Source organism: Mycobacterium decipiens (genome assembly GCF_963853665.1).
In the GTDB taxonomy this organism is placed as follows: domain Bacteria; phylum Actinomycetota; class Actinomycetes; order Mycobacteriales; family Mycobacteriaceae; genus Mycobacterium; species Mycobacterium decipiens.
Window position 1 is genome coordinate 315,244 of the sequence record NZ_OY970459.1, and the last position, 12,889, is coordinate 328,132.

The 12,889-nt window shown below is 66.1% G+C and carries 12 protein-coding genes and 1 pseudogene; 6 read left to right on the forward strand and 7 right to left on the reverse strand.

All coding sequences use genetic code 11. From position 1 onward, the window contains the following. Positions 1-2: 2 nt before the first annotated feature. The 4 genes and pseudogenes from AADZ55_RS01480 to AADZ55_RS01495 form a co-directional block, all read right to left on the reverse strand. The gene (locus tag AADZ55_RS01480) at positions 3-1,112 is read right to left on the reverse strand and encodes a phosphodiester glycosidase family protein (protein WP_085324048.1); all 1,110 of its coding nucleotides are present in this window, start codon (positions 1,110-1,112) and stop codon (positions 3-5) included. A 79-nt stretch (positions 1,113-1,191) separates the two neighbouring features. Further along, positions 1,192-2,550: a YhgE/Pip domain-containing protein gene (locus tag AADZ55_RS01485; RefSeq protein ID WP_085324047.1), complete on the reverse strand. Its 1,359-nt coding sequence runs from the start codon at positions 2,548-2,550 to the stop codon at positions 1,192-1,194. A gap of 26 nt (positions 2,551-2,576) precedes the next feature. Beyond that, positions 2,577-3,311, reverse strand: a complete 735-nt coding sequence (locus AADZ55_RS01490; RefSeq protein ID WP_085324181.1) for a pirin family protein — start codon at positions 3,309-3,311, stop codon at positions 2,577-2,579. 5 nt (positions 3,312-3,316) lie between these two features. After that, a pseudogene (locus AADZ55_RS01495) lies at positions 3,317-4,427 on the reverse strand (sigma-70 family RNA polymerase sigma factor). Between AADZ55_RS01495 and AADZ55_RS01500 the strand changes: the two are divergent. Genes AADZ55_RS01500 through AADZ55_RS01515 form a run of 4 tightly spaced genes read left to right on the forward strand, consistent with a single transcriptional unit; the run spans position 4,375 to position 8,658 of the window. Beyond that, complete coding sequence (locus AADZ55_RS01500; RefSeq protein WP_085324045.1) at positions 4,375-5,214, forward strand: alpha/beta hydrolase; 840 nt, start codon at positions 4,375-4,377, stop codon at positions 5,212-5,214. The pseudogene AADZ55_RS01495 and the gene AADZ55_RS01500 overlap by 53 nt on opposite strands. A 56-nt stretch (positions 5,215-5,270) precedes the next feature. After that, positions 5,271-6,020, forward strand: coding sequence for a DUF2786 domain-containing protein (locus AADZ55_RS01505; RefSeq protein WP_085324044.1), 750 nt, complete (start codon positions 5,271-5,273; stop codon positions 6,018-6,020). Beyond that, positions 6,017-6,535 carry a TIGR04338 family metallohydrolase gene (locus AADZ55_RS01510; protein WP_085324043.1) on the forward strand — a complete coding sequence of 173 codons (519 nt, stop codon included), beginning with the start codon at positions 6,017-6,019 and terminating at the stop codon, positions 6,533-6,535. The genes AADZ55_RS01505 and AADZ55_RS01510 overlap by 4 nt, the downstream gene beginning before the upstream one ends. A gap of 38 nt (positions 6,536-6,573) precedes the next feature. Then, positions 6,574-8,658, forward strand: coding sequence for a beta-glucosidase (locus tag AADZ55_RS01515; protein ID WP_085324180.1), 2,085 nt, complete (start codon positions 6,574-6,576; stop codon positions 8,656-8,658). 10 nt (positions 8,659-8,668) lie between these two features. On the opposite strand, the gene AADZ55_RS01520 is transcribed toward AADZ55_RS01515, so the two are convergent. Then, the gene (locus AADZ55_RS01520; protein ID WP_085324042.1) at positions 8,669-9,334 is read right to left on the reverse strand and encodes a response regulator transcription factor; all 666 of its coding nucleotides are present in this window, start codon (positions 9,332-9,334) and stop codon (positions 8,669-8,671) included. Between the two features lie 183 nt (positions 9,335-9,517). Then, positions 9,518-9,679, reverse strand: a complete 162-nt coding sequence (mymT, locus tag AADZ55_RS01525; RefSeq protein ID WP_085324041.1) for a metallothionein MymT — start codon at positions 9,677-9,679, stop codon at positions 9,518-9,520. 169 nt (positions 9,680-9,848) lie between these two features. On the opposite strand from mymT, the gene AADZ55_RS01530 reads away from it, so the two are divergent. Together AADZ55_RS01530 and AADZ55_RS01535 are read left to right on the forward strand one after the other, a co-directional pair. Continuing rightward, positions 9,849-10,505, forward strand: a complete 657-nt coding sequence (locus AADZ55_RS01530) for an O-methyltransferase (protein ID WP_085324040.1) — start codon at positions 9,849-9,851, stop codon at positions 10,503-10,505. Positions 10,506-10,624: 119 nt separating this feature from the next. Continuing rightward, positions 10,625-11,056: an SPW repeat protein gene (locus AADZ55_RS01535; RefSeq protein ID WP_085324039.1), complete on the forward strand. Its 432-nt coding sequence runs from the start codon at positions 10,625-10,627 to the stop codon at positions 11,054-11,056. A gap of 75 nt (positions 11,057-11,131) precedes the next feature. Here the strand turns inward: AADZ55_RS01535 and ilvD are convergent, their stop codons facing one another. Then, positions 11,132-12,832: a dihydroxy-acid dehydratase gene (gene ilvD / locus AADZ55_RS01540; RefSeq protein WP_085324038.1), complete on the reverse strand. Its 1,701-nt coding sequence runs from the start codon at positions 12,830-12,832 to the stop codon at positions 11,132-11,134. Positions 12,833-12,889: the final 57 nt, after the last annotated feature.

The window sequence follows — 12,889 nt, forward strand, 5'->3', positions numbered from 1 at the left end:
GGCTAGTTGAATGCCAGCCAGCTGGGCAACGCCCGCTCATGCGAGTCGCAGAGCACCTGACGGGTGTCACACGATCCTCTCGGCGATCCTGCGCCGGCCCACATGCCTCCGGTGTCGCGGCGCAGCACGATCGCGGACGACCCACCGCCGTCGAGCAGGATCGCTGTATCGCTACCCAGGCCGCGGAACAGGTCTTGGATGTTGTCCGGTGTGTAGTTGCCGCCCTGGAATATGTACATCTCGTCCTTCTGCTTCGCGTAGGCGAGAGCCGTTCGCGCCGCGCTGGGACCGCCGTCGTGGAGCTGGCCGGTATTGCCGGGCGACAGCAGTCCGATTCCGGCCACGGCGACGAACCGCGCGTTCTTGTTGAGCAAGTCCTGGATCACCGGAGTGGCGACGTCGTAGTCCTCTCTGTTCTTGGGCCGCAAGACATACGGTGCGCCACCGACAGGAAGGATCATCGTCGTCAGCGAGGTCCAGAGCTCGTTTCCGCCGGAGAGACCCTGCTTTCCGGCGTAGGCGACGGTTCCGGTGACCGTCTGGTTGGCACGGCCCTGCCCATGGGTGTTGTCTACGTAGGCGCCTAGCGGTGAGCTGCAGCCGGTCGACCGCCAGCTGCCGCCCTTTTGTCCGCGCACGTCGAAGAAGTTGGCGTTGACCGCGATGGTCGGCCGCCCCATGCGCTGCCACGCGTGCAGCGGCGGGTAGATCTCCGATGCTTGCAACAACCCCTCACCGGTGCGGGCACCCGGGTTATTCTCGCAACGCGCCTGGTCTCCGGTGTGGGTGTCTACCAGTAGGTGTGGTGAAAGTCGTTGCGACGCATTCTTGATGATCATCAGATGGCCGCCGTTGTTCATCTCATACCAGTGACCGCCGCCGTTGAGCAGCGGCATGGGATGACCGCCGCCGAAGTTGTACACCAGGTATGAGCCTTTGGTGGTGGCGATCGCCTGGGCGAGCATCTCGCGCCCGTCCGCGGCGCGCGCAACCGGCTGTCCCGTGGTGCTGGCGAGCGTGGCGCACACGGCCAAGGCGGCGCAGCCAGCCGCAAGTCGGCGCAGCCTGGCGGTCGGTGTCAGCACGGTAGCCCTCTCGGCCCGAATCCACATGCAACTACCACAGCATTAGTCACACTGGCCACACTGTCAACTTAAGTAACAGCGGCGTGACGGTTCGGCCGCATTCGAATTACGTTTGTTCGCTTGAACTTTCGCGCGCACTTTCCCGTGCTTGGTACTGCGCTTGGTGTTCTGCCGCGATCGCCATCTCGACCGCCCCCGGAATTCGGTGGAAGCCCTTGCGGTCATACATGTGCGTGATGAGCCCACCCAGCAGCAGCCCGATGATCAGCCCGATCGAGGTCATCGTCAACGCCTGGGACAGGCCGGCTTCCGCGCTTCCGTTTAGATACAGCAGCGACCGCACACCCAGGAACACCTGGTGCATCGGCTCGAACTCGGCCAGCCAGCGGAAGAGCGGTGGGACGGCTTCCAGCGGGACGGTGGCCCCCGCCGACGGCAACCCGAGGATGACGAAGATCAACATGCTGACCAGCAGGCCCATCGTGCCTAGTACCGCGATCAGGGAGCTGGACGTGACGCCGACCGCAATGATCGCGAACACCCCGTAGAGCCATACTTCCCAGCCGAGCGGAATGGGCATGCCGAGACCGTGGGCTATCCCCATATAGACACCGGAGGTGAGCAGCGCCAAAACCACCATCACCGCCCACTTGACCAACAGCGTGCGGAAGCGCGAGATGTTGACCTGCTCGGCGAAGCGATAGACGGGACCGAACTCGGCTGGTACATAGCCGAGCATGGAGTCCACCAGGGTGCTGACCACGATGCTGCCGGTAAATCCGGCCAGCAGCAGCAAGAGTGCGTAGTAGAAAGCCGAAAGCCCGTTGCCGGTACCGTTGGGCAGTGGGTTGTAGACGTTTGCCTTGACATCGATGGGACTGGCCAGCCCCGACGCCGATGCCCCAGCTAGCGGCGCTCCGCCGGTCTGGGCTGCTACTTCCGCGCTAAGTCGTTCGCCGACTTTGCCATTGACCACGGCCAGTGCCTGGGTCAGCGTTTGGCCGGCGATGCTGGATCCCAGCGTGCCCGCCCGCGGGTTGGTTGAAATCGTTATCGTGGGCCGGTCCGCGCGGGTAGGCGTCACCGCACTCGCCCCGAAATCGCGCAGCTGCGACGAAAAGGTGGGTGGTATCAGCGCCGAGCCATACACCTGAGCCGTGTTGAGGAGCCGCTTGGCCGCGTCGGGCGAAACCACTCGGACGTCGAATTTGTTCTTGTCCAAGCCGGCAACCAGACCGTCGACGATCTGCTTACCCGCGGGTCCGGCATCCTCGTTCACCACCGCGATAGGGAAATGCCGCAAGTTGGTCGTGGGATTCAAGATGCCGCCCAGATACAGCCCAGCCAACGCCGACATCAGCGCCAACGTGATGGCGATCGGCGCAACCCAGAACCGCACCGTCCGAATAGCTTTGATACTCCGCCGAGGGTTCGGCGCCGCGTGCCGCGGCTGCAACTGAGACATGCGGGCTCCTGTCTGTCCTGGCCACTCTATGTTGCCGGACCGCCCAGCTTCGCATGCATCTCCCAGATCAGCACTTCCGCGGGGTCGTGCGCGGTTATCCGCCGCGCGTCGGCGTCGGTGAACCGCACGGCGTCCCCTTCGGTGAGGTCGCCCACACCTTCCACGGTGAGCCGGCCGCGCGCGACGAACAGGTGCAGGACGGGCGCCGCGGGCATGGCGACCGTAGCGCCGGCTCGCAGCCGTGCGCCGTGCAACGCGGCACTGCGGTTGTGCAGCGTGATCGCCGCGTCCTGCCCGGGTATTCCCGACGCGATGGCCACCAGTCCGTCGCTCAACAGTTCGTTATCAATCTGCTGCTGTTGGTAGCTCGGGGTGGTCGCCGTTTCATCGGGTAGTACCCACATCTGTACGAAATGCACGGGCTCCGTAGCAGAATCATTCATCTCCGAATGCAGGATTCCGCTACCGGCCGACATGCGTTGGGCCAGGCCTGGATAGATCACACCGCGATTGCCAGCGGAATCCTGGTGTCTTAGTCCACCCCGCAACACCCAGGTCACAATCTCCATGTCGCGGTGTGGGTGCGTGTCGAAGCCGCCTCCGGGGGCAACGATGTCGTCGTTGTTCGCCAGCAGCAGTCCGTGGTGGGTGTTATCCGGATCGTAGTGATCGCCGAACGAGAACGAGTGCCTGGATTTTAGCCAGGTTGTCGAGGTGACGGCCCGGTCCGCCGCCCACCTGATCTCTGCGGTGGCGGGCATGGCGTTCACAACGAATCGGGAAGGCCGAATTTCGCGAACAGGGTGTCGTCGAGGAAGGCCACGACGTGTGACACACCGTCGGCGCTGACGTCCAACACGTGCAACTGGAACGGCAGGTGCGCATCGCCGGCACGCATGTACATGGCCGCGGCGGGCTGCCCGTTGGCGACCAACGGAATCAGGCGCATGTCTCCGGGGGATTCGGCGGGGCATTGCTGGTGAATGAGTGCGACGATGGCCTGCGCGCCCTGGTACCAGCCGACATACGGGGGCATTTCCCAGATCGCCTCGGCGGTGAACAGCTCCACCAACCGGTCGATGTCATAGGTCTCGAACGCCGCGATATAGCGGGCCAGCAAATCTTGCGCAGCCGCCGAATCCGGGGCAGCCAGCCGGTCGCCGCTGGTGGGCCCGACGGCCTGTAGCTGCGAGCGTGCCCGCTGGAGCAGGCTATTGACGGCAACAGGGGTGGTGCCGATCGCCTCGGCCACCTCGGCCGCCTTCCACTGCAGCACCTCGCGCAGTAGCAGAACCGCCCGCTGCCGGGGCGACAGGTGCTGTAGCGCAGCGACGAACGCCAACCGCACCGATTCGCGCGACCCGACGATGACCGAGGGGTCGGCCGGATCGTCGGTCAGGTCCGGGAGTGGCTCCAACCAGGGAATCTCGCCACGTTCCACCAGCGCCGCGGTCGGGTCCGAACTCGATCCGGCAAGCCCGGTGGGCAGCGGCCTGCGTTGTCGTCCTTCCAAGGCGCTTAGGCACGCGTTGGTGGCGATCCGATGCAGCCAGGTCCGGATCGACGATTTGCCCTCGAACCGGTCATAGGCCTTCCACGCCCGCAGCAGTGTCTCCTGAACAAGGTCCTCGGCGTCGTGCAGTGACCCGGTCATTCGATAGCAATGTGCGAGCAGTTCACGCCGGTAGGGCTCGGTGTGGGCGGAGAAATCCACGCGCCGATCGCCCCGCCCGCGGTCGGCGCTCTCTGCGAGCACACTCACCCGAGAGAGCCTACGCAGAGTCTCTGACAAAGCCGTCACAGGAGCCATTACGCTGCCGGGTAATGACTACGACCCGGACGGAACGGAATTTCGACGGCATCGGCGGTGTGCGAATCGTCTACGACGTCTGGACCCCGGACACCGCGCCGCGAGCGGTGGTCGTGCTGTCCCACGGGCTCGGCGAGCATGCCCGCCGCTACGACCACGTCGCGGCGCGGCTCGGTGAGGCGGGACTGGTCACCTACGCGCTCGACCATCGCGGACACGGCCGTTCGGGCGGCAAACGGGTGCTGGTGAAGGACATCTCCGAGTACACCGGCGACTTCGACACCCTGGTTGGCATCGCCACTCGGGAGCATCCCGGCCGCAAGTGCATCGTGCTCGGCCACAGCATGGGCGGTGGGATCGTGTTCGCCTACGGCGTCGAACGCCCGGACAACTACGACCTGATGGTGCTCTCGGCGCCCGCGGTCGCGGCACAGGACCTGGTGCCGGGGGTGGTGGCGCTCGCCGCCAAGGTGCTGGGCGTCGTGGTGCCGGGCCTGCCGGTGCAGGAACTGGATTTCACCGCCATCTCCCGCGACCCCGAGGTGGTCTTGGCCTACCGCACCGACCCACTCGTGCACCACGGACGGGTTCCCGCCGGGATTGGCCGTGCGCTGCTGCAGGTCGGTGAGACCATGCCCAGACGGGCACCGGCAATGACGGCGCCGCTGTTGGTGTTGCACGGCACCGATGACCGGCTGATCCCCATCGGGGGCAGCCGCCACCTGGTGGAATGTGTGGGATCCACCGATGTGGAACTGAAGGAATATCCCGGCCTGTACCACGAGGTCTTCAACGAGCCGGAACGCAACCAGGTGCTCGATGACGTGGTCTCCTGGCTGACCGCCCGGCTCTAGCGGCGGGTAGCGCGGCAGTGGCCGGAATTGTCGTTCCGCTACCGTAGGTTGGCGCTATGACCGACGATAAAATGCTGTCGCGCATCGCGGCACTGCTGCGGCAGGCCGAAGGCACCGACAACCAGCACGAGTCGGACGCGTTCCTGGCCGCCGCCCAGCGGTTGGCGACGGCCGCGTCCATCGACTTGGCGGTGGCCAGGTCCCATGCGGCAACCCGCTCGCCCGCCCAGGCCCCCACCCAGCGCACGATCACCATCGGACCGGCCGGTGCCCGGGGGCTGCGGACCTATGTGCAGCTCTTCGTGCTCATCGCTGCGGCCAACGACGTGCGCTGTGACGTCGCAACGAACTCGACGTTCGTCTACGCATACGGTTTTGTCGAGGACATCGACGCGAGTCACGCCCTGTATGCCAGCCTGGTTGTCCAGATGGTCCGGGCGTCCGACGCCTACCTTGCCTCGGGGGTGCACCGACCCACGCCGACGATCACCGCCAGGATCAACTTCCAACTGGCGTTCGGAGGTCGGGTGGGTCAGCGCCTGGCCGAGGCCCGCGAGCAGACCAGGCAGGAAGTGGCCAAGGACCGCGATCGCGCACCTGGCACCGCAATTGCCCTGCGGGACAAGGAGGTCGAACTGCACGACTACTATCGCCGCGCGTCGAAAGCGCGCGGCAGCTGGCGAGCCAGCAGGGCAACGGCCGGGTATTCGTCGGCGGCGCGGCGGGCGGGTGATCGGGCGGGCCGGCAGGCACGGCTCGGGACGAGCCCCGAGCTGCCCGGTGCGCGGACCGCGTTGGGCCGGTGAGCGTCGGGAATTCGGCTCGGGATTCCCAGCGCGCCAAGGTGTATGCGGCGGAAGAGTTTGTCCGGACCTTATTCGACCGCGCCGCCGCACATGGATCGCCCGCGGTCGAGTTCTTCGGCACGCAGCTGACGCTGCCGCCGGAGGGCCGATTCGGGTCGGTGGCGTCGGTACAGCGCTACGTCGACGACGTGCTTGCGTTGCCGGCGGTGCGGCGGGAGTGGCCGGGCGTGCCGCCGGTGCGGGTGCGGACGCGCCGGGCGGCCACCGCGGCACATTATGAAAACCGGGCTGGCACCGGACTTATCGCTGTTCCCGACCGAGATGCCGCGGACTGGGCGATGCGCGAGCTGGTGGTGCTGCATGAGATTGCGCACCACCTGTGCCAAGTGCCGCCGCCGCACGGCCCGGAGTTCGTCGCGACGATTTGTACGCTGACCGAGTTGGTGATGGGGCCCGAAGTTGGTCATGTGCTGTGCGTCGTGTTCGCGAAAGAGGGTGTGCGGTGGACGAACTAGACGACGCCGACGTGCGGGCCGTCGCGGTCGAGACCGAGATGACCGACGATGAGCGGTTCTCACTGCTGGTCGGCGTGATGGGGGCCGGCGAGATGTGGCCGCTACGGGACGAGCGCATCCCACCGGGCGTTCCGATGTGCGCCGGGTATGTACCGGGAATTCCGCGGCTTGGCATCCCCGCGTTGTTGATGAGCGATGCCGGCCTCGGTGTCACCAACCCCGGCTACCGGCCCGGTGATACCGCTACGGCACTGCCCGCCGGCCTAGCGCTGGCCGCCAGTTTCAACCCGGCGCTTGCCCGATCCTCGGGCGAAGCGATCGGACGGGAGGCGCGCAGCCGCGGGTTCAACGTCCAACTTGCCGGCGCGATCAACCTGGCGCGTGACCCGCGAAACGGCCGCAACTTCGAATACCTCTCCGAAGACCCGCTTTTGAGCGCCACGATGGCCGCAGAGTCGATAAACGGGATCCAGCAACAGGGTGTCATCGCGACGACCAAGCACTTCTCGCTGAACTGCAATGAGACAAATCGGCACTGGTTGGACGCGGTCATCGATCCCGACGCACACCGTGAATCAGACCTGCTGGCGTTCGAGATCGCCATCGAACGGTCGCGGCCCGGCGCCGTGATGGCGGCGTACAACAAGGTCAACGGAGACTACGCCGCCGGAAACGACACCTTGCTCAATGAGGTGTTGAAAGGTGCTTGGGGATACCGCGGTTGGGTCATGTCCGATTGGGGCGGGACGCCGGGCTGGGAGTGCGCGCTGCGCGGCCTCGACCAGGAATGCGGCGCGCAGATCGATGCCTTGCTGTGGCAGTCGGAGGCGTTCACCACCCCCCTTCGAGCCGCTTTCCGGGACGGCAGGCTGGCCAAGGAGCGTCTGTCGAATATGGTCCGGCGCATCTTGCGTTCGATGTTCGCCGTCGGGATCGACCAGGCCGAACCCGCACCCGCACCGGACATGGCTGCGCACAACGAAATTGCGGTGCAGATTGCGCGGCAGGGAATCGTGTTGCTGCAGAATCGAGGCCTGCTGCCGCTAACACCCGGGTCGCCAGGATCGGCTGCGCGCATTGCCGTCATCGGCGGCTATGCACACCTCGGTGTGCCGGCTGGCTACGGTTCGAGCGCGGTTGTTCCCACCGGCGGCTATGCAGCGGTGGTACCGATCGGCGGGTCGGGCCTGCAAGCAGGCTTGCGCAATCTGTACATACTGCCGTCGAGCCCGCTGAGCGAACTGCGAAAGCGAATACCCGGCGCGCAGATTGAGTTCGATCCTGGCCTTAGCCCGGCGGAGGCCGTGCTGGCGGCGCAGCGAGCGGACGTTTCGATCGTGTTCGCGACGCGAGCAGAAGGAGAGGGCTTCGACAGCGCCGATCTGTCGCTGCCCTGGGGTCAGGATGCGCTGATCGCCGCGGTTGCGTCCGCCAACGCGAATACCGTTGTGGTGCTCGAGACCGGCAATCCGGTGGCCATGCCCTGGCGGGACTCGGTGAACGCCATCGTGGCGGCCTGGTATCCGGGCCAGGCCGGTGGTCAGGCGATTGCGGAAATCGTGACCGGGCAGGTGAATCCGTCGGGCCGGCTGCCGATCACCTTCCCGGTCGATCTCGACCAGACGCCGCGTCCGTACCTGCCCGACCTCGGCGCTCGGTGGGGGACGTCGACCACGATCCGCTATTCCGAGGGAGCCGAGGTCGGCTACCGCTGGTTTGCCAGAACAAACCAGGCCCCGATGTTCGCGTTCGGTCACGGCTTGTCCTATACCAGTTTCGAGTACCGCGACCTGGCGGTGGCGGGCGGCCGCACCGTGACCGCCAGCTTCAGCGTGGTCAACACCGGCGACCGCGGCGGGGCGGATGTCCCGCAGCTGTATTTGACCGCCGCCCCCGATGAACCACGGCTGCGGTTGCTGGGATTTGAGCGGGTCGACCTCGAACCCGGTCAGACTCGGCGCGTGAGAATCGAGGCGGATCCTCGACTGCTCGCACGCTATGACGGCGGGGCCGGCAGCTGGCGCATCAAGCCGGGAAAGTACACAGTGGCGGTCGGCGCATCGGCGGTAGCCCTGAAGTTGGCGGCCGAGGTAGGGCTGACCGGCCGTGCGTTCGGGCGGTGACGGTCAACGCTCAAATGATGCCGACGCGGAGGGCATACGCGACGGCATGCGTGCGGTTGCGGAGGTTCAGTCGCGTCACGATGTCATGAACGATGTTCTTGATCGTGCGCTCGGAGTAGCTCAGTTTCATCGCCACTTCGCGTGTGCTCAGGCCGTCCGATAGCAGCCGCAGCACCTCCACGTCGCGCTCGGCGAGGCAGGCGCGGCCCGCAGCGTCGGATTCGGACGCCTCGATCGACTTGACCCGCCCGACCAGGTAACGCTGGATGCGTTCGGGCAGTCGCAGTCGCCCTTCCGCGGACATGACGATCGTCTCCACGATGCATTCGAATGTGCTGCGGGTGCGATACAGCAGCCCGGTCAGCTCCAGATCGATCATCCGGAAGACCTGCTCGGGGGAGAATTCGTCGGCGACGACGACCAGTTTGGGTGGGTTGCCGGGGGCGTCCCTCGAAACGTCCTCGATGTGGGCCAGCAGCGGTGCGGTGATGGTGGTGGCCAACACGAGCAGAACCGAGGCCTGGCAGCCGGCTTCCCAAGCGCGCACGTCGAGTTCGCGGCAAGTCGAGAGTCGGGCCAACGCGCCCTCGCGGGTCAATCGGTCGCTCGCCACTACGGCGACCGAGGTGACATTCCTCGGTGCCGTTCGTGTCCGGCCCCCAGAGAAGATGGTCATGACGGCTCCTATAGCTGTGGGGCCGCAAGCTTGCGCGTCGAGCCGGGCGGCTGCACGGTGGCGGTATCCGCTTCGCGAGTAGCGCCGAAGCGGGGAGCCGGGGTCCGGCTGGCCGGTCGTGCGTTCGGGCGGTGCCGGGTCAGACCGGGCCGTGGCCCGAACGCACAACCGGCTTGCCAGGGTCTACTTGACAGGGGACAACTCGTCGCCGCAGGTGCAGCGGTAGGCCTCACCGGCGCCCGAGCAGTGGCATGGGACTTCGATGCGAACGCGACAGCCGCAGCCCTCGTGGCTACAGGTCAGCAGGGCCCCAGTTTCGTAGTCGGTCATTCGTGTCACCCTCATCCGTGTCGGGGACTCTCGCGAAGTCCCAATGGTTAACTCTGTCTGGGTGTTCCTTCATCCGGAACAACCGCGTTCATTGTATACCCTATACGGGTATCTGGTAAACCCCGAGTCGGGTCGGGACCGGCTGGCGAGCGACCGCCACGGCTGCCCGGCTAGCGTTTCGTGCATGGCTCAACAACCCAGCCCCCAAGACGTCGACGCATTCTTGGACAGCACACTGGTTGGCGACGATCCGGCGTTGGCCGCGGCATTGGCGGCCAGCGATGCGGCCGGGCTACCCCGCATCGCCGTGTCGGCGCAGCAGGGCAAGTTCCTGTGCCTGCTGGCCGGCGCGATCGGGGCGCGGCGCATCCTTGAGATCGGCACGCTGGGCGGCGTCAGCACCATCTGGCTGGCGCGCGGCGCGGGGCCACGGGGACGGGTGGTGACCCTGGAATACCAGCCCAAGCACGCCGAAGTCGCGCGGGCGAACCTGGCGCGGGCAGGCGTCGCCGATCGGGTGGAGGTGGTGGTCGGTGCGGCGCTGGACACGTTGCCGACGGTGGCCGATGGCCCGTTCGACCTGGTGTTCATCGACGCCGACAAAAAGAACAACGTCGGGTACCTACAGTGGGCGATCCGACTGGCCCGCCGCGGCGCGGTGATTGTGGTGGACAACGTGATTCGTGGTGGCGGGATTCTTGCCGAGCCCGACGACGCCGCGGTCGCGGCGACACGTCGGACGCTGCAGATGATGGGTGAGCACCCCGGTCTGGACGCCGCGGTGCTCCAGACGGTCGGCGCCAAGGGCTGGGATGGCTTCGCTCTCGCATCGGTGCGGTAGCCACGGGTCCGGTGCCGCGGCCTTCGTTGCTGGCATCCCGAAAGCGAGCGTAATCTTGGAGGAGATGGATGGGTTGCAGCGAGCCCAAAAGTTTTGCTGCATAACAGAAAGGTTGCGAAATGAGTACGGTCCATTCATCAATTGATCAACACCCCGATTTGTTGGCTTTGCGCGCAAGCTTCGACCGCGCCGCCGAATCGACGATCGCGCATTTCACCTTTGGCCTCGCCATGCTGACCGGCCTCTACGTGGCTGCTTCACCATGGATCGTTGGCTTCAGCGTCACGAGAGGGCTGCCCGCGTGCGACCTGATCGCCGGGATCGCCGTCGCGTACCTGGCATACGGGTTCGCATCGGCACTGGACCGCACGCACGGTATGACCTGGACGCTGCCGGTGCTCGGCGTCTGGATCTTCTTCTCGCCGTGGATTCTGCCGGGTGTCGCGGTGACCGCCGGCATGATGTGGTCGCATATGGTCGCAGGTGCGGTGGTAGCCTTCTTGGGCTTCTACTTCGGGATGCGCACCCGCGCCCTGGCTAGCCACGGATAGTTCGAAGTTCGCTAGCCAGAACGCAATTCGGGATATCCTGGCCGGCCGGTCCTGACCGGTCCCGGCCAGGACCGGCTAACCGCAGACCGCGCCGATCGATGCGGAGCTGACCAGCTTGACGTACTTGGCCAGTACGCCGGTGCGGTAGCGCGGCGACGGAGGAGTGAAATCCTGTTGTCGGGCTGCGAATTCAGCCGGATCGGCCAGCACGTCGAGAGTGCGGGCCGCGACGTCGAGCCGGATCCGGTCGCCGTTGCGCAGAAACGCGATCGGTCCTGCGTCGACGGCTTCCGGCGCGACGTGTCCCACGCACAGGCCGGTGGTTCCACCGGAGAACCGACCGTCGGTAAGCAGCAGAACATCTTTGCCGAGTGCCGCACCTTTGATCGCGCCGGTGATGGCCAGCATCTCGCGCATCCCCGGGCCTCCTTTGGGGCCCTCATAGCGGATCACCACGGCGTCGCCCTTGGCTATAGTGCCATCCTCGAGGGCGTCCAGCGCAGCGCGTTCACCGTCGAAAACTCTTGCGGTGCCTTCGAATACGTCGGAATCAAAACCGGCGGTCTTGACCACCGCGCCGTCGGGTGCCAGGGATCCACGCAGGATGGTGATGCCGCCGGTCGGGTGGATCGGGCTGTCCAGTGCACGCAGCACCTTGCCGTCCGGATCCGGCGGGGCGACGGCGGCCAGATTCTCGGCCATGGTCTGACCGGTAACCGTCAGGCAATCTCCGTGCAGGAGGCCGGCGCCCAGCAGCGCTTTGAGCACCACCGGCACGCCGCCGATGTGGTCGACGTCGAACATCACATGGCGGCCGAATGGCTTGACGTCGGCCAGGTGCGGCACCTTCGACCCAATCCGACTGAAATCCTCCAGCGACAGCGCGACGTTGGCCTCGTGGGCGATGGCCAGCAGGTGCAGCACCGCGTTGGTCGAGCCACCGAACGCCATCACCACCGCGATGGCGTTCTCGAACGCCTCCTTGGTGAGGATGTCTCGGGCGGTGATGCCCCGGCGCAGCAACTCGACGACGGCCTGACCGCTGCGGCGCGCGAACCCGTCGCGTCGGCGGTCGGTCGCGGGCGGCGCCGCGCTGCCCGGCAACGACATGCCGAGTGCCTCGGCGGCGCTGGCCATGGTGTTGGCGGTGTACATGCCGCCACATGCCCCTTCGCCGGGGCAGATAGCCCGTTCGATGGCGTCGACATCCGCCCGGGACATCAAGCCGCGAGCGCACGCTCCGACCGCCTCGAACGCGTCGATGATCGTGACGTCGCGCTCGCTGCCGTCCGAGAGCTTGGCCCGCCCCGGCAGAATGGAGCCGGCGTAGAGGAATACCGCCGCCAGATCCAGTCGTGCCGCGGCCATCAGCATTCCGGGCAGCGATTTGTCGCATCCGGCCAACAGCACCGAACCGTCGAGTCGTTCGGCCTGCATGACGGTTTCGACGCTGTCGGCAATCACCTCGCGGGATACCAGCGAGAAGTGCATCCCCTCGTGCCCCATCGAGATGCCGTCCGAAACCGAGATCGTCCCGAACTCAAGCGGATAGCCACCGGCCGAAAACACCCCCTCCTTGACCGCCTTGGCCAGCCGGTCCAGGGAGAGGTTGCACGGCGTGATTTCGTTCCACGACGACGCGACCCCGATCTGTGGCTTCGCGAAGTCTTCGTCGTCCATCCCCACGGCCCGCAGCATGCCCCGGGCCGCTGCCTTCTCCAGGCCGTCGGTGACGTCGCGACTGCGGGGTTTGATGTCTGCGGTGGATTTGGACATGGTCCAAGTATGCTTGCGGCGCCGGTGTCGCCAAAATTCACATCTTATACCCCGCCG